Below are 17,674 nucleotides of genomic sequence, written 5' to 3' on the forward strand. Positions count from 1 at the left end.
TGCACTCGCTCTCCTTGCTATGACTCAAAGGTATAGCCCATCACCTCGATCTCCCGCGCGCATTCCTGGGCGACGATCTCGCGACAGGCGTCGTCGTAGTACGTCCGGTAGTCGACCTTTCCGCCGCCGGATTTGGCGTGGATGCCCTGGATCAGTTCGGCGAGGTTCTCCGGGTAACCGATGCGATCGCTGACCTCGGCCAGGTCCTCGGCCAGGTGCTCCATGCGCACGATGTAGTCGACCATCGGCCGCTCACCGTCGGCGTAGAGCTTGAAGTTGCTCTTTCGCGCCATGATCCCGGAGTCGAGGAACTCGCGGAACGAGTCCGGGGCCTTGCCCTGTTTATGCCGGTAGCGGTAGCGCGAGACTGCCAGGGCCCAGGGGTTACGCTCCACGGTGAAGGTGAAATAGCGTGCCCAGCGCTGGGCACCGAGCTGCTGCCGGACGTGCCGGGCGCTCATGTGCTGGTGGTAGAAGCTGGGGATGGCATCGCGCAGCGCCTGGAGCCAGGTGCGCTCCCCGGCCAGCGGGTCGTCGGTGTAACCCTGCAACCCGCGGATGACCGCTCCCGGGCGGACGTTGTCCAAAAACCGGTCGTTCTGCGGCCCCGGAAAACCGAACTCCTTGCGCTGACCCTCAGCCACCGGCGTGATGACATCGTTCGGCCCGGCGTGCTTGGCCAAGGCCAGCTCCAGAGAGCTGCCGGCGGTCTTGCGGGTCTTGATGAAGACGAACTGGTGGCGGTGTGAGATGACGGTCATGCGGGCTCCGGCACACTTGGATGTCTGGCGGATTGCTGGCGCCGGATTCTAGCAGACGCCCCTCAAAGGCCTGCAGCGGCGGGCCCGATAGCGCTCTGTGAATGCGATTGCTGTGTTAGCCTTACTCCTTTCCCTCCAACCTTCTTGCGCTGGCAACGGGGCGCCGCGTCTTGACGCAGATCGCTGTCCAACTCTTCCTCGCCTTTGGGGTCACCGCGTTCCTGCTGCTGGTCCTGCGCCGGCCGGCGTTGGAGGCCGGGCTGGTGGATCGGCCTTGCGATCGCAAGCGCCATGGGCGAGTGGTGCCGCTGATCGGCGGCATCTGCATCCTGCTCGGGTTCGCCGCCGCCTCGCTGCCGGCGGACTTCGGGCTGCGCGACTACCAGGGGCTGTTCGCCGGGATGACGGTCCTGCTGCTAGTGGGTGTGGTGGACGACCTGGTGGATATCGAGGCTTGGGCCAAGTTCGCCGCACAGGTCTTCGCCGCGTTGCTGATGACCACCTGGTCCGGCTTGGTGGTGGAGGACCTAGGGCAGCTGTTCGGCCCGCAGGTATCGCTGGAGTTGGGCATCCTGGCCGTGCCCTTTACCGTCCTATGCGTGGTGGGGCTGGTCAACGCCATCAACATGTTCGACGGCGTGGACGGGCTGGCCGCCGGCACCGTGGCCGCCGCGCTGGGCTGGCTGGTGCTCGCCGGCGCCTTCAACGGCGGCGCCAGCTGGCTGGTGCTGGCCGGGCTGCTGCTGGCCTCGGTCTGCGCCTTTCTGATCTTCAACATGCGCAACCCGTGGCGGCGCAAGGCCGCCTGCTTCCTGGGCGACTCCGGCAGCATGATGCTCGGCTTCGCCTTGGCGTGGTTCGCCGTGGAGGCCGCTCAGGGCGAGCATGCGCTGCTGCCACCGGTAGCCATTGCCTGGATCCTGGCTCTGCCAGTGCTCGACACCCTGACCCTGATGGGGCGGCGGATCCTCCGCGGTCGCCACCCGTTCCAGCCCGACCGGGAGCACCTGCACCACATCTTCTACCGCGCCGGCTTCACCCCGGGCCAGACCGTAGCCGTGCTGGTGCTAACCACGGTGCTGCTGGGCGGGGTCGGCGTCTTGGGCACTGGGCTGGGCGTGCCGGAGTGGGTGCTGGCGGTGCTCTTCGTGCCGGTGGTCCTGGCCCACGTCCTCGCCCAGGCCCGGGCCTGGCGCTTTGCCCGGCTGATGCGCCGCCAGCTGCGCTGGATGCGCTCCAACCTGCGCCAGTGACCATCCGGGGGGCAGGCGGGCAAACCACCCCACCGGGCAGCGCCCCACGCATTGAGAATTATTCGCAAATCGTGCATGCTGGGCTCAACATTGCCACATTGCGCGGGAGCGCCCATGGTGGACCACACGGCATCCCCCCTGCTCGAGCTCAGCAACGTCCACTGCTGCTACGGCGGCACCACCGCGGTCTATCAGCTCAGCCTGCGCGTCCTGCCCGGGCAGATCGCCTGCCTGCTCGGCCCCAGCGGCTGCGGCAAGACCACCACGCTGCGCGCCATCGCCGGCTTCGAGCCGCTGTGTAATGGCGAGATCCGCGTCCGCGGCGAACCACTCTCACTCCCCGGCTACGTGATGCCGCCGGAGAGACGGCGCATGGGCATGGTCTTCCAGGACTACGCCCTCTTCCCGCACCTGAACATCTACGACAACATCACCTTCGGTCTGCGCCGGCTTAACCGCCGCGAGCGCCGCCGCCGCGCCGACGAGCTGCTCGAGCTGGTGGACCTGCAGGGCTATGGGGATCGTTTCCCCCACGAGCTCTCCGGCGGGCAGCAGCAGCGCGTCTCGCTGGCCCGTGCGGTGGCACCGCAGCCGCAGCTGGTGCTGCTCGACGAGCCCTTCTCGAACCTCGATGTCGAGCTGCGCGAACGGCTCAGCCGCGAGTTCCACGACATCTTCCGCGACCAGCAGATGACCGCCATCCTGGTCACCCACGATCAGCACGAGGCCTTCGCCATGGCCGACGAGATCGGCCTGATGCGCGACGGGCGCATCGTGCAGTGGGACACCCCCTTCAACCTCTACCACGAGCCGGCGGATCGCTTCGCGGCGGAGTTCATCGGCCAGGGCAGCATGATCTCCGGGACCCTGGCCGACGGCGAGCGCATCCAGACCAGCCTGGGCACACTGCGCGGCAGCCACGGCTTCCCGTGGCCGGCCGGCACCCGGGTGGATGTGCTCCTGCGCCCGGACGACGTGCGCATGGGCGAGGCGCCCTCGGGCCTCTACGGCCGGGTGGTGAAAAAGGCCTTCAAGGGGGCGGAGACCCTCTACACCCTGCGCACGCCGGATGGGGTCGAGCTCCTGGCCCTGGCCCCAAGCCACAGCGACTACGCCGTCGGTGACGACGTGGGCCTGACCCTGGATACCGAGCACCTGGTGGCCTTCCCCGCCGATGGCGAGGTGGCGAAACAGGCCGAGCAGCCCACCGCCCAGCCGGTGCGCGCCGTCAACGTCGGCTGAGCCGGCGGGTCTGCCGCCAGGCGGGGGCCCCGGCGGGCCGCTCAAGGGCGGAGGCGGCCAGCCGATACCCTCGGGTAGCTTCCCGGAACGGCAGGTAGACCCGTTATGCGCAGGCACACCCTCCCCGTCGCGGCGCTGGCCGCGCTACTCCCCCTGACCGCAACCGCCAACCACCAGCCGCCGGGCTCGGCGCTTGGCTTCGGCGACGCCACCCGCTTCGCCGACACCCAGGACAGCAAGCAGAATCCGGCCGGGCCCATTGCCGGAAGTGAGCGCGGCGTACGCATGGGAGTCTTCAGTCTTGGGCTCTCCTATGAGGTCGGAGACGTCTCCGATTTCGGGGACGACTTCGAGGATCTGGGGGACGACTTCGAGGAGCTTGAGGGGCTGCCCGAGGAGATCGAAGCGCTGGACCCTGGGGATGACGACGCCCTTGAGGATCTCGCCGCCCGGGTCGGCGAGCTGCAGGATCTGGAAATGCGCACCAACGACTTGCTCAACGACCTGGGCGAGGAAGGCTATCTGACCATCGGCGCCATGGGTCAGTTCGTCCCCTTCCCCTTCGAGACCACCCAGGACGCCCTGCGCGGCTCGCTGCTCATCGACCTGGAGTACAGTGCCCGCGGACACCTCTCGGTGCTCCACGAAGGGGAGCTGACCACTGCGGCGGCACAGCTCTCGGATCACCCCGGCGACTACGGGTTTGACGAAAACTGTGGCGAAACTTACTGCATTGACGAGGACGGCAACGTCTACAAAGACGGCGATTTGCTCGACCTCGAAGCCGACATCAACCTAGACGGCTTCGGCGGCTACATCCGCAGCGCCATCACCCGGACCTTCACCCTGGGCTACGGCACCACGGTCTACGACAATCCCCACGGCCTGCTCTTCGCCGGCGCGCAGCTCAAGCACCACCAGGTGGAGCTCTCGCGGATGACGGTGGGCTTCGATGACGACGCCGGCAGCAAGCTCAGCGACGAGTTCGGCGAGAACAGCGAGACCAACTCGGATTTCGGCGTCGATCTGGGGGTGATGTGGGTCAGCGACCATTACCGGGCCGGGGCGAGCATCGCCAATCTGATCGAGCCCACCTTCGACTACCCGGCGGTGGAGGGCGAGGCCACCTACGACCAAGCCACCGCACGGGGCGAGATCGATCCGGATGAATCCTACCGCATGGAGCGCCAGCTCAACGTGGAAGGGGCGGTGCACACCGCCGACGGGCGCTGGCTGCTCGGCGGCTCGCTCGATCTCAACGCCGCCGACGGTCCCTTTGCCGATGGCTCCGACGACGCCTACCAGTGGCTGACCGTCGGTGGCGCCTACCGCCCACCCCACGCCGCCCTGCCCGGCTGGCGCCTGGGCTACCGGCAGAACCTGGCCGGCTCGGAGATCGGGTATATCACCGGCGGTGTCACGCTCTTCCGGGTCCTGACCCTGGATGCGGCCATGAGCACCGAGACGGTGGACTCCGTGCCCCGGGCGTTCATGTTCAACGCCGGCGTGGGCGTGCGCTTCTAGCCGCCGGCGAGGATCCCGAGCAGCGCGATCCCCAGGACCAGCAGCAGGAACAGCACCCCGGCCATGGCCAGCGCCAGCAGGCGGCTCTCCACCGCGGCGCTCAACCGCGTCAGGGCCACCAGCGACGGCGCCCGCGGGCGCGCCGGCAGCCGCCGCCACGCCCGCCGGCTGGCGTAGCCCAGGCGCACCCCGGCGAGCAACGCCGGCTTGATCCAGTCCCCCTCGGGGATGCGCGGCAGCCGTGCGGCCCCGGCCAGACCGAAGAGCACCGCGGCCACGGCGCCGCCGGCAAGCGCCGGCAGCAGGGCGTCGAGCAGGGCCGCGGGCTGCGCGGTGTAGCCCACCAACTGCGGGGACACCACCGCCGCCGCCAGCCACGGCAGGGTCAGGGAGAGCAGCACCAGGGCGAGCACTGCCGCCCGCCGCGCCAGCGGATCCGCCCCGCCCTCGCCGCGCCAGGCCAGCAGCAGGAAGCGGATCATGAGCACGGCGGTCAGCGCCGAGGCGAGCAGCAGCAGCGGCTCCGCCGGGGCGCCGAGGGCCTCGGCGCCGAGCTGCTTGCCCGCCCCCTTGGCCAGGGCCCCGCTGGTGGCCGGCACGCCCACCAGGGCGAGCGCCGGCAGCAGCAGGTACGCCCCGCGGTGGCGGCCGTGGAGCCCGCAGCCGAGGAACAGCGCCCCCTTGGCCAGGCCGTGGTGCAGGGCGAAGAGCGCCACCCCGGTGAGCGCCGCCCCGGCCAGCGCCGGCTCGAGCAGCGCGGTGCCGGTAAAGGCGGTCATCAGGCCCATCTGACTGACCGTGGAGTAGGCGAGCACTGTCTTGGCCCGGCGCTGGGTCACGCCCACCACGCTGGCGTAGAGGCTGCTGGCCAGCCCCGCCACCACCAGCACCCCGCCGGCCACCGGCAGGGCCAGATCGCCGATGGGCAACAGGCGCCACCACGCCACCAGGGCCGCCTTGACCAGCAACGCCGAGAGCAGCGCACTGGCCGGCACCGGCGCCGCCGGGTGGGCCAGCGCCAGCCAGGCGTGCAGGGGCACCACGCCGGCCTTGACGGCGAAGCCGAGCCCGATCAGTGCCACCAGCACATTGCGGTACGGGTGCTCGACGACCAGCGCCGGCACCTCGGCGAGCGCGGCGTTGTCGCCCTGGGCGGCGATTAGCAGCACGGCGGCGAGCACCGCGACCTCGGCCAGCACCGCCATACCCAGGTAGACGCGCCCGGCGCGGAACGCCTCCGGTGTGCGGAAGTGGACCACCAACGGGTAGGCCACCAGCGTCATGGTGGCGTAGGCGAAGTAGAAGGTGGCCAGATCGGCGGCCAGCACCACGCCCATGAACGCCGCCACCGTCGCCCCCAGGCCCATGAGCAGCCCGACGGGCGGACCGCCGCGGCCGCCCTCCCCGGCCACGGCGAAGAGCAGCGCGGCGGCGGCCACCGGGGCGGCGAGCAGCAGCACCGCCTGGCCGAGGGGATCCGCCGCCAGGCGGGTATCGAGCAGCAGCCACGGCAGCTGCAGGGTCTCGCCGGCGAGGACGAGCCCGCCCAGGGCGGTCAGCGGTGCGAGCACCAGCAGCACTGCCCCGATCCCCCGCGCGCCGGCGGCGAGCAGGGCCACCGCCAATAGCGGGGTGAGCACCGGCAGCAGCAGACCGGCGGCCGGGTCGATCATCACAGCGGGTACTCCTGTTCCACGATGCGCTGCGCCCAGTTCAGCGGCGAGAACTCCGCCGCCGCCAGCACGCCGGCGAGCAGTGCTGCCAGCGCCGTGAGCAGCGCCGGGTAGAGCAGCCAGCGGTGGGTCTCGGCGCTGCTCGTCCGCGGCATTGCCCCTGGCCAGCCGGCGGGGGCCGGCAGCAGCCAGATCCGCCGCAGCACGGGCAGAAAGTAGGCGGCGTTGAGCAGCGTGCTGGCCACCAGCACGGCCAGGATCCAGTAGAGCTCCTGGGCCAGCGCGCCCAGCCCCAGGTGCCACTTGCTGATGAACCCGGCGATGGGCGGGAAGCCGATCATGCCCAGCGCCCCGATGGTGAAGGCCACCGAGGTCAGCGGCATGCGCCGGCCGACGCCATTGAGCGACTCGATGCGGTGGATGCCCAGGGTCTCGGCGTAGTTGCCGGCACAGAAGAACAGGGTGATCTTCATCAGCCCCTGGTGAACCAGGTGCACCAGCCCGCCGATCAGCCCCAGTGGCCCGCCCATGGCCACCCCCAGGGTGATGAACGAGACCTGGCTGACCGTGGAGAAGGCCAGGCGACGCTTGATGTCCACCTGCGCCAGGGCGCGCAGCGAGCCGTAGAGGATGGTCACCGCCGCCAGGGCGGCGAGCACCGGGGTCACGTTCAGGTCCGCGGCCACAGCGTGGCCGTAGACATCCTGGACAATGCGCACCACGCCGAAGGCGCCGGCCTTGACCACCGCCACGGCGTGAAGCAGCGCGCTGACCGGCGCCGGCGCCACCATGGCGATGGGCAGCCACGCCTGCAGCGGAAAGAGCGCCGCCTTGACCGCCACACCGCCGAGCAGCAGCGCGAGCACCACGGTGGCCGCTCCCGGCGCAGCGGCCGCCCACTCGGCCACCGCCGCCGAGCCGCCGGGGCTGAACGGCTGCTCGCCCACCGCGGCGTAGAGCGCCACAGTCCCGGCGAGCAGCGCCATGCCCCCGCCCAGGGTGTAGGCGAGGTAGGTGCGCCCGGCAGCCAGCGCCGCCGGGTGCCCGCGGTGGACCACCAGCGGGTAGGTGGCCAGGGTGAGCGCCTCGTAGAAGAGCAGGAAGGTGAAGAGGTTGCCGGCCAGGGCGATGCCGAAGGTGGCGGCCACGCACAGCGAGAAGAAGCCGAAGAAGCGCGCCCGCTGCGCGGAGTTCTCCAGATAGGCGACGGCGTAGACGGTGGTGATCAGCCAGAGCACCGCCGAGAGCATGGCGAAAAGCAGCGCCAGCGGGTCCGCCGCCAAGTGAAAGGTGACGCCCGGGACGACCTCCCAGGCGACCTGGTAGCTGCGCCCCTGCAGGAAGCCGTAGACCAGCAGGGCCACCAGGACCAATTTGACGCTGGCACCGAAGAGGTTCCAGAAGGTGCGCTGACGGCGGCGCTCATCGCGCAGGGCGAAGATGATCACCGCCGTCCCCAGCGAGGCGAGCAAGGCCCACAGCGGCAGCAGGTCCTGGAGCGCGGCGATCATTGAAGCCCCTCCGGTGCGCCCTGCTCCAACAGCCCCAGCGCCGGCATGGCCGAGACCCCCATGGCGTAGACGATGAGCACCAGCAGCAGCGGCACCCACTCCATGATCCGCGGCACCCGTTGTGCCGGGCGCACCTCGGTGTAGCCGGCCGGCGGCGCGGCGTGGGCCAGAGCCAGCACGCGGAAGGCGTAGGCGGCGGCGAGCACACTGCCGAGGATGATCACCACCGCCCACGGCCACTGCCCGCCACTGATCGCGCCGCTGAGCAGCAGCCACTTGGCCAGGAAGCCACCGCTGGGCGGCAGGGCCATGAGACTGGCGAAGGCCAGCCCCAGGGTAAGCACGGTGATCGACAGGTACGGGGTGAGCCCGCGCAGGCCCTCGAGCCGATCGTGCCCGAGGCTGTAGAGCATATTGCCGGCGGCGAGGAAGGCGGCGGACTTGGCGAAGCCGTGGGCCAGGGCGTGGTAGGCCACGCCCTGCCAGGCGTGCACGGCGGCGGCCGGGATCACCACCATGGGCAGGAGCAGCAGCAGGTAGCCGAGCTGGGCGATGGTCGAGTAGGCGATGACCTGCTTGAGCCGCGGCTGGCGCAGCGCCTGCAGCGAGCCGTAGAGCACCGCCAGCGCCCCCAGGGCGCCGATCAGCCAGCCCATGTAGGTACTCAGCAGCACCGGGAAGACCCACAGCCACAGGCGCAGCACCAGGTAGAGCCCTGCCTTGGCCACCAGTGCCGAGAGCGCCGCGCTGGCCGGCGCCGGGGCGTTGCTGTGCGCCGGCATCAGCCACATGTGCAGCGGGAAGACCGCCGCCTTGGCGAACAGCCCGGCGGTGATCAGCGCCGCCGCCACGGCGGTGTGGGCGTCGGCACCGACGAGCTCGCCCACCTCGCGCAGGTGCAGCGTGCCGGTGCCGCCGTAGAGCAGCGCCACGCCGAGCAGATAAGCCAGCGAGCCGAGCAGCGCCAGCAGCAAATAGCGCATGGCCGCGCCCAGCGACGGCCGGTCGCCGGCCATGGCCGCCAGCGGAGCCGCCGTGAGGGTGAGCAGCTCCAGCATGACGTAGAGGTTGAACAGATCCGCCGAGAGGAAGGTGCCGTTGAGCGTGGCCCACTGCACCAGCCACAGCGGCCAGAAGAGCTCGGTGTTGTAGCCCTTGCCGCGCAGGTAGGGCCCGGCGTAGAGGGTGACCGCCAGGCCGACCAGCGCGGTCATGCCGAGCATCAGCGCCGAGAGCCCGTCGGCGTAGAGCTCCACGCCCAGCGGCGGCTGCCAGCCGCCCAGGTGATGGACCTGCGGGCCGTGCTCGGCCACCTGGCGGACCACATCGGCCACCGCCACCAGCGTGGCCAGGGCGCCGAGCAGCGGCAGCCACGGCGCCCGGCGGGCGCGCACCAGGAAGACCGCCAGCGCGGTGAGCAGCGGCAGGAAGAAGGCCAGTGGCAGGGAGAGCGTCGCCACGGCCTACTCCTCGTCCTCGGGCAGGTGGTTGAGCCCGGTCTCGGCGTAGTAGCGCCGCGCCAGGACCAGGGCGAAGGCGGTGGCGCTGACGGCGATGACGATGCCGGTGAGCACCATGGCGTGGGGCACCGGATCGACGTAGTCCGGGTGGCGGCGGGCCAGGGCCACCAGCAGCAGGAAGACCGAGTTGCCGAGGACGTTGACGGCGAGGATCCGGCGCAGCAGGTGGCGCTGGGTGATCAGCCCGTAGATGCCGATGCCCGCCAGCGCCCCGGCGATCAGTGAGTAGAAGGCGGCTTGGGTCACCGCACCTCCCCGCGCAGGCCGCCGGAGCCGCTGAACAGCAGCACCAGCGGCAGCGCTATGGCCAGCGTCAGCGCCGTCTCGATAAGCAGGATCAGCTCATAGGTCCACTCGGCCGGATAGGCGAGCACCGCCGAGGCCAGGCCAGCGCCGGCCAGGCCGATGGCGCTGAACAGCACCATGCCGCCGACCAGGGCCAGGCGCTCGGCGAAGCTGGTCTCCTCGGTCGGGCGCAGCCGCCCGGTCAGGCGCAGCAGCACGCCGAGGGCGGCGAGCACGGCACCGGCCTGGAAGGCGCCGCCGGGCTGATACGCCCCGGACCAGAGCAAGTAGCCACCGGCGAGCACGGTCATCGGCGCGATGAAGGCGATCAGCGGCTGGACCAGCAGCGGCTCGCGGTGGCTGGCGCGCAGCCAGTCGCCGGGCCCGGCGTGGGTCAGGTCCTGGGCCACCACCCGGGCGGCGAGGAAGGCAACGAAGAGGACCACCACCTCGGAGAGGGTGTCGATGCTGCGGAAGTTGAGCAGCACGGCGGTGACCGGGTTCTCCACCCCGCTCGCCTCGAGCTTGGCCAGGGCGAGGCGCCCGGCGGTCTGCTCCGGCGGCTCGAGGCCGACCACCGCCCAGCCGATGCCGGCGATCAGGACGCCGACGAGCACGGCCACGCCCACCGCCGCCCACGGCGGCACCGCCGGCGGGGGCGGCTCGTCGACGTCGCTGCCCTCGGGCAGCAGGGCGCGGTAGGCGGAGAGCAGCAGGGCCCCGGTGATCCCGGCGCCGATGGCCGCCTCGGCCAGGGCCAGATCGGGGGCGGCCAGGCGCGCCCAGGTCACGGCCATGAGCAGGCCGAAGACGATGAACAGCACCACGCTGCGAAAGAGGATGCGGCTGGCGACGATCTGCCAGGCCAGCCCGAGCAGGCCACCGGCGAGCAGCAGGTCGAAGGTCCAGTCGATCACGGCGGCGTCCTCCGCGCCCCGCCGCGGGCGCGCAGCGAGAAGCGGGCGATCAGGTGCGCCGAGACGGTGGCGGCGATCAGCGCCAGCATCCAGATCAGCACCAGCTTGGCGGCCACCCAGCCGGTTTCGGCCTGCAGGATCAGGGCGGCCACCACGCAGCCCAGGCCCAGGTTGTCGGCCTTGGTCAGCGCGTGCAGGCGATCGAAGACGCCGGGGAAGCGCAGCAGTCCGACAGTGCCGGTGAGAAAAAACAGCCCGCCGAGAAGCAGGAGCCCGGCGCTGAGCGCGTCGAGCAGCGTCATCACTCCTCCCCCTTCTCGAAGCGCCGCGGCACCCGGGTGAAGGCCACGGCGATCACCGCGGCGAGGACCACGAAAAGCAGGGCCACGTCGCGCAGCGCCGGCAGGCCCATGGCCTCGGCGAGCAGCAACAGCACGGCAACAGTGGTGGTGCCGAAGAGCAGTGCGGCAAGCATACGGTCGGCAGCGGTGGGGCCGCGGTGGACGCGCCACAGCCCGGCGAGGAGGTTGAGCAACAGAAAGACGGCGAGACCCAGATAGAGCATCTGCACGGCGCTTACCTCATGCGGCGGCACCGGTGGTGGTCCCGCTCAGGCCGTAGACCGCAGCCACGCGGCGCTCCAGCCCGGCGACCTCGTCTTCGGCCTGCGGGGTGATGGCGTGAACGATGAGGATATCGCCCTCCAGATCGGCGGCCAAGGAGCCGGGGAGCAGACTCAGGGCCGCGACCAGGGCCACCCGTGGCTCGCCGGGGGGCAGCTCGACGGCGTAGCGCAGCCAGTGGCTGTGGATGGGCATGCGCGGATGCATGGCGCGGTAGGCGACATCCACGGCACCGATCAGCGAGCGCACCAGGAAGAAACCGGCAAAGCGCAGTGCCGGCAGGGGGTACCAGGGGTGGATGCGCCGGCCGGCGAAGTAGACGCCAACCCCGGCGGCGGCAAGGATCGTGGCGACGCCGAGCACGCCGCCAAGCCGCCCCTCGGCAAGGATCAGCCAGAGCAGCAGCATGACCGCCGCCGCTCGCAGGGTGCGGCCCAGCCACACCGCGGGGCCGGGCCGGGAGGCGGGGCCTGGCGCCGCCGGCGGGACCACGGGCTAACTCTCGGCGCCCTGGGCCCGGGCGCGCTCGGCGGTCTCGGCACGGCGGCGCTGCTCGGCCTCCCGGTCGCGGCCGCCATCGACCTCGCGCCAGCCCTGGCCGTGCTGGAGGATCAGGGCGGCGAGTGCATCGAGGTGATCGGGGCGGTCATTGAGCGCCGGGATGTAGGAGAGGCGCTCGCCGCCGCTCTCCTCGAAGTACTCGCGGTTCTCGCCGGCGATCTCCTCGAGGGTTTCAAGGCAGTCGGCGGAGAAGCCGGGGCAGACGACATCCAGGTGCTTGACGCCGGACCGGGCGAGTTCGGTGACCGTCTCATCGGTGTACGGCTTGAGCCACTCCTCGTTGCCGAAGCGCGACTGGAAGGTCACATCCCAGGTGCCCGGCTCCAGGCCCAGTTCCTCGGCCACCAGTCGCGAGGTCTTCAGGCACTGGCAGTGGTACGGGTCGCCGTCGAGCAGGTAGCGCTCCGGCACGCCGTGGTAGGAGAAGAGCAGCCGCTCGCCGCGCCCCTCGCGCTCCCAGTGCTCGCGGATCGAGCGGGCCAGGGCCTGGATGTAGACCGGCTCGTCGTGGTATTGACCGACCATGCGCAGTTCCGGCACCCACCGCCAGCCCATCAGCTCGCGCGCCACAGCGTCGAAGGTGGAGCCGGTGGTGGAGGCGGAGTACTGCGGGTAGAGCGGCAGTACCAGGATCCGCCGCGCCCCGGACTCGCGCAGCCGGCGCAGGGCCGCCGGGATGGACGGGTTGCCGTAGCGCATGCCCAGCTCCACGACGAAGGGGCCGCGATCGTTCATCGCCTGCAGGCGCTGGCGGATGCCGGCCGCCTGGCGCTGACCGATGCTCAGCAGCGGCGAGCCGTCCTCCTCCCACACCTCGCTGTAGGCGGCCGCGGACTTCTTGGGGCGGGTGCGCAGCACGATGCCGTAGAGGATCGGCCACCAGCGCCAGCGCGGGATCTCAATGACCCGCGGATCCGAGAGGAACTGGCGCAGATAGCGGCGCAGGGCCGGTTCCGTCGGCTCGTCCGGGGTGCCCAGGTTGGCGACCAGGACCCCCACGGCGTGCGCTTCATCGTGCTGGAACGTGCTCTTCGCGGAATAGAGTTTCATAGGGCCCGGAGCATATCAGGAGCGGGCTTACGTTGGGGAGTTCAGCGACGGCCGGATGGGGCGAAACTTCCTTACAGTCTGCATATCTGTCATCAATCAGCCGCCGATCCGAGGCTGACCCGGACACCGCCGGCCGGGTAGACTGCGCGTCACACGTAGGCAACCGTCTGGATCAAGGCAATGAGCAACAAGACCCGTGTACTCTTCCTGTCCAACAGCAACGCCTGCCGCTCGCAGATGGCCGAGGGCTTTGCCGAGAACCTCGCCGGCCATCTGATCGAGCCCTGCTCGGCGGGGATCGCGCCGGCGCAGGAGCTCGACCCGCGGGCGGCCAAGGTGATGAGCGAGGACTGGACGGACATCTCGTCCAAGGCGCCGAAGGCGCTGGACCCGGCGGTGCTTGAGCAGGTGGACATGGTGATCACCCTCTCCGAGGAGGCGCAGGAGGCCTGCCCGGAGCTGCCCAAGGGTGTGGAACACCGCCACTGGCCGACCAACGACCCGGCGCAGGCCGGCGCCGACGACGATACGCAGGCGATGAACGCCTACCGTGATGCGCAGGACGAGATCAAGGAGAACATCCTGTTCCTGCTTAACGAGGTGCGCGGCGGGATCGACGAGTTCGAGATCTAAGATCCCGCTGCCCTGCCCCGGCGGCCGGCTCAGCCGTCCTGTAGGCGGCTGAGGGCCTCTCGGGCGCGCTCGCCGTAGAAGCCTTCGGCGCTGGCCGCCTTCTCGTAGTTGGCGATGGCGGCGTCGCGGGCGCCGTCGGCCTCGGCCATCTCTCCAAGCGCCAGGTGGGCCGGTGCGGTGGGCAGCAGGCGGGCCGAGCGGACCAGATCCTCGCGGGCGCGCTCGTCGTCGCCGCGGACCCGGTGCAGCAGGCCGCGGTCGAGGTGGTAGCTGAAATAGCCGTCGTTGCGCTCGATGGCGGCGTCGAAGGCGGTGATGGCCTGGTCCTTCTCGCCGAGACGGGCCAGGGCCTGGCCGCGCACGGCGTGGAAGGCGGCCTCTTCGGGATAGGCGTCGATGGCGGCGTCGGCCAGCTCCAGGGCCCGGCGGGGCTCTTTGGCACGCAGGGCCTGCTGCGCCTCGTCGTGCCGGGCGTAGGCCTCGCTGTTCTCCTCGAGCACGCGGATGTGCCGGGCGTAGCGCTCCCCGCCCAGGGTCCAGTCCTCGCCGCCGAGTTCCTCGCGCAGGGCGCGAGCGGTCTCGCGGTTGGCCTGGACGCGCTCCCGGGACGGCGGATGGCTGGCAAAGAGCCCCTCAAGCCAGGAGGGCTCCCGGTCGCCGGCCAGGCGCACGAACTTCTCCTGCAGGGTGACGGCGGCCTCGGGGTCGTAGCCGGCCTTGGCCATGTAGCGGGTGCCGTAGTAATCCGCCTCGAGCTCGGCCTCGCGGGAGTAGCGCTGGCTGATCAGCCCCACGCCGACGCTGGCCCCGGCGACCAGCAGTCCGGAGAAATCGTGGTCCTGGGTAGCCAGGCCGACGGCGGCGACGCCGGCCTGCATGATCATGCCGCGCTCGACGCGCTGGGCACCGTGACGGGCGGCGGAATGGACGATCTCGTGGCCAAGCACGGCGGCCAGCTCGGCTTCATTCTCCATTTCGGTAAGCAGGCCGCGGTTGATGGCGATCTTGCCGCCGGGCAGGGCCCAGGCGTTGGGGGTGCCGTCGTTGAGGACGACAAACTCATAGGGCAACCCGGGGCGGTGGCTCTCGGCGGCGACGCGCTGGCCGACCTCGTCGACGTAGGCGACCAGCTCCGAGTCGGCGTTGTAGCGACCGCCCATGCTCTGGAGGGTGGGCTCGTAGTGCTGCTCGCCCATGGCGATCTCCTCGCTCTCGGAGATCAGCCGGAACTCCCGCTCACCGGTGACCGGGTTGACGCCGCAGCCGGACAAGCCCAGCGCCAGCAGCGCCACCGGAATCAGCCATCGCCAGACCTGTCTGCCCTGCATCTTTCCTCCCCTGCCGGGCTGCCGCCGCCCGGATCGTCGCTCCGAAACCGTGGTTCCGTTGTCGGACCTCCTCGACTATAGCGCACCCGCGTCCCGGGCCTCGCGCAACTGCGTGGCGTTGATCAGGAAGACACCGAAGCCGCCGCGCTCGAGCTCCACCCAGGTCAGCGGCAGGTGGCCGAAGGCCTCGGCCACGGCTTCCTCGGAGTCGCCCACCTCGACCACCAGCAGGCCGTCTTCGGTGAGCCGATCCGGGGCACCGCTGAGGATGCGGCGAACCACGTCGAGGCCGTCCTCGCCGGCGGCCAGGGCGTGGTGCGGCTCGTGGCGGTATTCGGCTGGCAGCGCGGCCATGGCCGGGGCATCCACGTAGGGGGGGTTGGTGACGATGAGCTGGTAACGCTGCTGCGGCAGGCCTTCGTAGACGTCGGACTGGATCAGGGCGACGCGCTCGTCCAGGTCGTGGCGGTGGACGTTGACCGCGGCCACCTCGAGGGCGTCGGCGTCGATGTCGGTGGCGTCGATGGCGGCGCCGGGGAAGGCGTAGGCGCAGGCGACGGCGATGCACCCGGAGCCGGTGCCGATCTCCAGCACGCGCTCGACGGCGTCCGGATCCAGCCAGGGCTGAAAGCCGCGCTCGACGAGTTCGGCAATCGGCGAGCGGGGCACCAGCACGCGCTGGTCGATGTAGAACGGCAATCCGGCAAAGAAGGTCTCGTGGGTGATGTAGGGCAGCGGCAGGCGCTCCTGGATACGCCGACGCACCCGGGCCATGACCGCCTCGCGCTCGCCGCGGGTCAGGCGCGCGCCCCAGTAGAGGTCGGGCAGGTCCGCCGGGAGGTGCAGCGCGTGCAGGGCCAGCGCAGCGGCCTCGTCGATGGCGTTGTCGGTGCCGTGGCCGTAGACCAGCCCGGCCTCGTTGAAGCGGCTGGCGGCGTAGCGGACGATGTCGCGCAGGGTCTCGAGACCCTCCGGGGCGTGGTCGATGGGCTCCACGGTGTTCCTCCCTTGGCGTTTGCGCTTCGGTTATGATGGCCGGTTACGGTGCCACTGCCCAGCGATCGATGCACGCGCTGTCGCGCGCTGGAACGGCTTGCGATTTTGGATCCGGGAGCGCCCATGCCGGCAAACCGTCCGCAACGAACCACCCGGCCCCTGCTCGGGGCCCTGCTGGCCGTCCTCTCGGTGCTGGCGGCGGTGATCGGCGTCGGCCTCGCCGCCACCGCCCTGCGCCCGGATCCGGGGGTGCCGGACATCCAGGGCACCTACCTGGAGGATGGCCGGCCCATCGCCGATTTCGTGCTCGAAGACCAGGACGGGAAGCGCTTTTCGTCCACCGACCTCCACGGCAAGTGGACGGTGCTGACCTTCGGGCACACCGAATCCCCGACCACCTGGGAGAACCTGGCGCTGCTGCACAGCGCCCGCGAGCAGCTGGCGCACACGCGGATGAGCGCGCGGCTGCAGGTGGCGCTGGTCAGCGTCAATCCCGATGACGGCCCGGACGAGCTGGCCGACTACGTGGGCCGCTATCCGGCCGCGTTCCACGGCATCAGTGGACCGGTGGCGCGGGTCCGCGAGCTTGCCGGCAGCGTCGGGGTGCGCTACATGGCGCCCAACGGCGGCAACGTGGACGACGGCTTCCACATCCAGCCGGAGGGAGCGCTGCTGGTGATCAACCCCCGCGGCAAGCTGGTGGCGCTGCTGATGCCCCCGCACCACCCGGAGCTGATCGCTCGGGATCTGTTCCGGCTGATGGAGCGCGAACGCGGCGGTTTCCTGCGCAACCTGCTAGAGAGCGTCCGCGAGCGGGTCCGCGAATGAGCGCCGAGCCCGCCGCCCATCTTGCCGACCGGGTCCGCGCCTTCGGGCACCGGTTGCTGCCCACGCGGCTGCTCTCCCGGGTGACCTGGCATGTGGCGCGCTCCCCGCGCCCCTGGCTGAAGAACCGCCTGAATCGCTTCCTGGTCCAGCGCTACGGGCTGGATCTGAGCGAGGCCGAGCACGCCGACCCGTGTGCCTACCCCACCTTCAATGCCCTCTTCACCCGGGCGCTGCGCCCGGGGGCGCGGCCGCTGCCCGAGGATCCGCAGGCGCTGGTCAGCCCCTGCGACGGGACGGTGAGCGCGGTGGGGCATCTGCGCGGCGAGCAGCTGATCCAGGCCAAGGGGATCGAGTACCCCCTGAGTACGCTGCTTGGTGGGCTGGATGCCACACCGCTGCGCGATGGGGCGTTCGTGACGATTTATCTGTCGCCGCGGGATTATCACCGCTTTCATGCGCCGCTGGCCGGGCGTCTGTGTGCCGAGCGGCATGTGCCGGGGCGCCTGCTGACGGTTGCCCCCTGTGCGGTGCGCGCCATCCGCGGGCTGTTCCTGCGCAATGAGCGGCATGTGACGCTCTGGGAGACGGCGGTGGGGCCGGTGGCGGTGGTCCCGGTGGGGGCGGTGAATGTGGGCAGTATTGAGACGGTCTGGGGGGGGGCGGTGGCGGATGCGCCGGGGTTGAGTCGGGATTACGCGCCGGGTGCCGGGGTGTTTTTGGATCGCGGTGAGGAGTTGGGGCGGTTCAATCTGGGTTCGACGGTGATTTTGGTGTTGCCGCGGGGGGCGGTGCGTTGGGCCGATGGTCTGGTGTCGGGGCGGTCGGTGCGGGTGGGGGGGGTTTTGGGGCGTTTTTTGGGTCGGGGCTCGATCGTGGGGTGGCTCGGTTGGCGGTTGGAGTCCGATCGTGGGGCGGCTCGATTGGCGGCCGGAGCTCGATCGTGGGGCGGCGCGTTAACCGGCGGGTGCC

17 protein-coding genes and 1 pseudogene are annotated in these 17,674 nt (G+C 70.7%); 6 read left to right on the top strand and 12 right to left on the bottom strand.

Annotated elements, in window-relative coordinates:
• Positions 1–17: 17 nt before the first annotated feature.
• On the bottom strand, positions 18–761 hold the full coding sequence (locus LRG07_RS11295) for a sulfotransferase family 2 domain-containing protein (protein ID WP_238642423.1): 744 nt from the start codon (positions 759–761) through the stop codon (positions 18–20).
• A 170-nt stretch (positions 762–931) separates the two neighbouring features.
• Here LRG07_RS11295 and LRG07_RS11300 point away from each other — a divergent pair, with 170 nt between their 5' ends.
• From LRG07_RS11300 to traF, 3 genes are all read left to right on the top strand, one after another.
• On the top strand, positions 932–2,014 hold the full coding sequence (locus LRG07_RS11300; protein WP_238642424.1) for an MraY family glycosyltransferase: 1,083 nt from the start codon (positions 932–934) through the stop codon (positions 2,012–2,014).
• Between the two features lie 114 nt (positions 2,015–2,128).
• The gene (locus LRG07_RS11305) at positions 2,129–3,256 is read left to right on the top strand and encodes an ABC transporter ATP-binding protein (RefSeq protein WP_238642425.1); all 1,128 of its coding nucleotides are present in this window, start codon (positions 2,129–2,131) and stop codon (positions 3,254–3,256) included.
• 105 nt (positions 3,257–3,361) lie between these two features.
• On the top strand, positions 3,362–4,780 hold the full coding sequence (traF, locus tag LRG07_RS11310; protein ID WP_238642426.1) for a conjugal transfer protein TraF: 1,419 nt from the start codon (positions 3,362–3,364) through the stop codon (positions 4,778–4,780).
• Here traF and LRG07_RS11315 read toward each other — a convergent pair.
• The 9 genes from LRG07_RS11315 to hemH all read right to left on the bottom strand — a co-directional run bounded on the left by LRG07_RS11315 (position 4,777) and on the right by hemH (position 12,920).
• The gene (locus LRG07_RS11315) at positions 4,777–6,453 is read right to left on the bottom strand and encodes a complex I subunit 5 family protein (protein WP_238642427.1); all 1,677 of its coding nucleotides are present in this window, start codon (positions 6,451–6,453) and stop codon (positions 4,777–4,779) included. The two genes, traF and LRG07_RS11315, sit on opposite strands and share 4 nt — an antisense overlap.
• Positions 6,453–7,964 (bottom strand): complex I subunit 5 family protein, encoded by a 1,512-nt coding sequence (locus LRG07_RS11320; RefSeq protein ID WP_238635627.1) that lies wholly within the window; start codon positions 7,962–7,964, stop codon positions 6,453–6,455. Before LRG07_RS11320 ends, LRG07_RS11315 begins: the two co-directional genes overlap by 1 nt.
• Positions 7,961–9,424, bottom strand: a complete 1,464-nt coding sequence (locus LRG07_RS11325; RefSeq protein WP_238642430.1) for a proton-conducting transporter membrane subunit — start codon at positions 9,422–9,424, stop codon at positions 7,961–7,963. Before LRG07_RS11325 ends, LRG07_RS11320 begins: the two co-directional genes overlap by 4 nt.
• Positions 9,425–9,427: 3 nt before the next feature.
• Positions 9,428–9,730 (bottom strand): sodium:proton antiporter, encoded by a 303-nt coding sequence (locus tag LRG07_RS11330; protein ID WP_238633980.1) that lies wholly within the window; start codon positions 9,728–9,730, stop codon positions 9,428–9,430.
• Entirely contained in the window at positions 9,727–10,686 is a 960-nt protein-coding gene (locus LRG07_RS11335) for a hydrogenase subunit MbhD domain-containing protein (protein ID WP_238642431.1), read from the bottom strand. The genes LRG07_RS11330 and LRG07_RS11335 overlap by 4 nt, the downstream gene beginning before the upstream one ends.
• Positions 10,683–10,988: a monovalent cation/H(+) antiporter subunit G gene (locus tag LRG07_RS11340; RefSeq protein ID WP_201169132.1), complete on the bottom strand. Its 306-nt coding sequence runs from the start codon at positions 10,986–10,988 to the stop codon at positions 10,683–10,685. The genes LRG07_RS11335 and LRG07_RS11340 overlap by 4 nt, the downstream gene beginning before the upstream one ends.
• Entirely contained in the window at positions 10,988–11,251 is a 264-nt protein-coding gene (locus tag LRG07_RS11345; RefSeq protein WP_201169150.1) for a monovalent cation/H+ antiporter complex subunit F, read from the bottom strand. The genes LRG07_RS11340 and LRG07_RS11345 overlap by 1 nt, the downstream gene beginning before the upstream one ends.
• A 16-nt stretch (positions 11,252–11,267) precedes the next feature.
• Positions 11,268–11,717, bottom strand: coding sequence for a Na+/H+ antiporter subunit E (locus LRG07_RS11350; protein ID WP_201169135.1), 450 nt, complete (start codon positions 11,715–11,717; stop codon positions 11,268–11,270).
• Between the two features lie 87 nt (positions 11,718–11,804).
• A complete protein-coding gene (gene hemH, locus LRG07_RS11355) occupies positions 11,805–12,920 on the bottom strand; it encodes a ferrochelatase (RefSeq protein ID WP_238635629.1) in 1,116 nt (371 codons plus the stop codon).
• 180 nt (positions 12,921–13,100) lie between these two features.
• On the opposite strand from hemH, the gene LRG07_RS11360 reads away from it, so the two are divergent.
• Positions 13,101–13,553, top strand: coding sequence for an arsenate reductase ArsC (locus LRG07_RS11360; protein ID WP_201241521.1), 453 nt, complete (start codon positions 13,101–13,103; stop codon positions 13,551–13,553).
• Between the two features lie 29 nt (positions 13,554–13,582).
• On the opposite strand, the gene LRG07_RS11365 is transcribed toward LRG07_RS11360, so the two are convergent.
• Together LRG07_RS11365 and prmB are read right to left on the bottom strand one after the other, a co-directional pair.
• Entirely contained in the window at positions 13,583–14,881 is a 1,299-nt protein-coding gene (locus LRG07_RS11365) for a M48 family metalloprotease (protein ID WP_238636953.1), read from the bottom strand.
• Between the two features lie 75 nt (positions 14,882–14,956).
• A complete protein-coding gene (gene prmB / locus LRG07_RS11370) occupies positions 14,957–15,877 on the bottom strand; it encodes a 50S ribosomal protein L3 N(5)-glutamine methyltransferase (RefSeq protein ID WP_201169144.1) in 921 nt (306 codons plus the stop codon).
• A gap of 123 nt (positions 15,878–16,000) precedes the next feature.
• On the opposite strand from prmB, the gene LRG07_RS11375 reads away from it, so the two are divergent.
• Together LRG07_RS11375 and asd are read left to right on the top strand one after the other, a co-directional pair.
• The gene (locus LRG07_RS11375; protein ID WP_201169146.1) at positions 16,001–16,705 is read left to right on the top strand and encodes an SCO family protein; all 705 of its coding nucleotides are present in this window, start codon (positions 16,001–16,003) and stop codon (positions 16,703–16,705) included.
• A pseudogene (gene asd, locus LRG07_RS11380) lies at positions 16,702–17,559 on the top strand (archaetidylserine decarboxylase); the annotation flags it as partial. The gene LRG07_RS11375 and the pseudogene asd, both read left to right, overlap by 4 nt.
• Positions 17,560–17,674 lie beyond the last annotated feature (115 nt).

It is taken from the genome of Halorhodospira sp. 9622, assembly GCF_022228025.1.
Lineage (GTDB): Bacteria > Pseudomonadota > Gammaproteobacteria > Nitrococcales > Halorhodospiraceae > Halorhodospira > Halorhodospira halophila_A.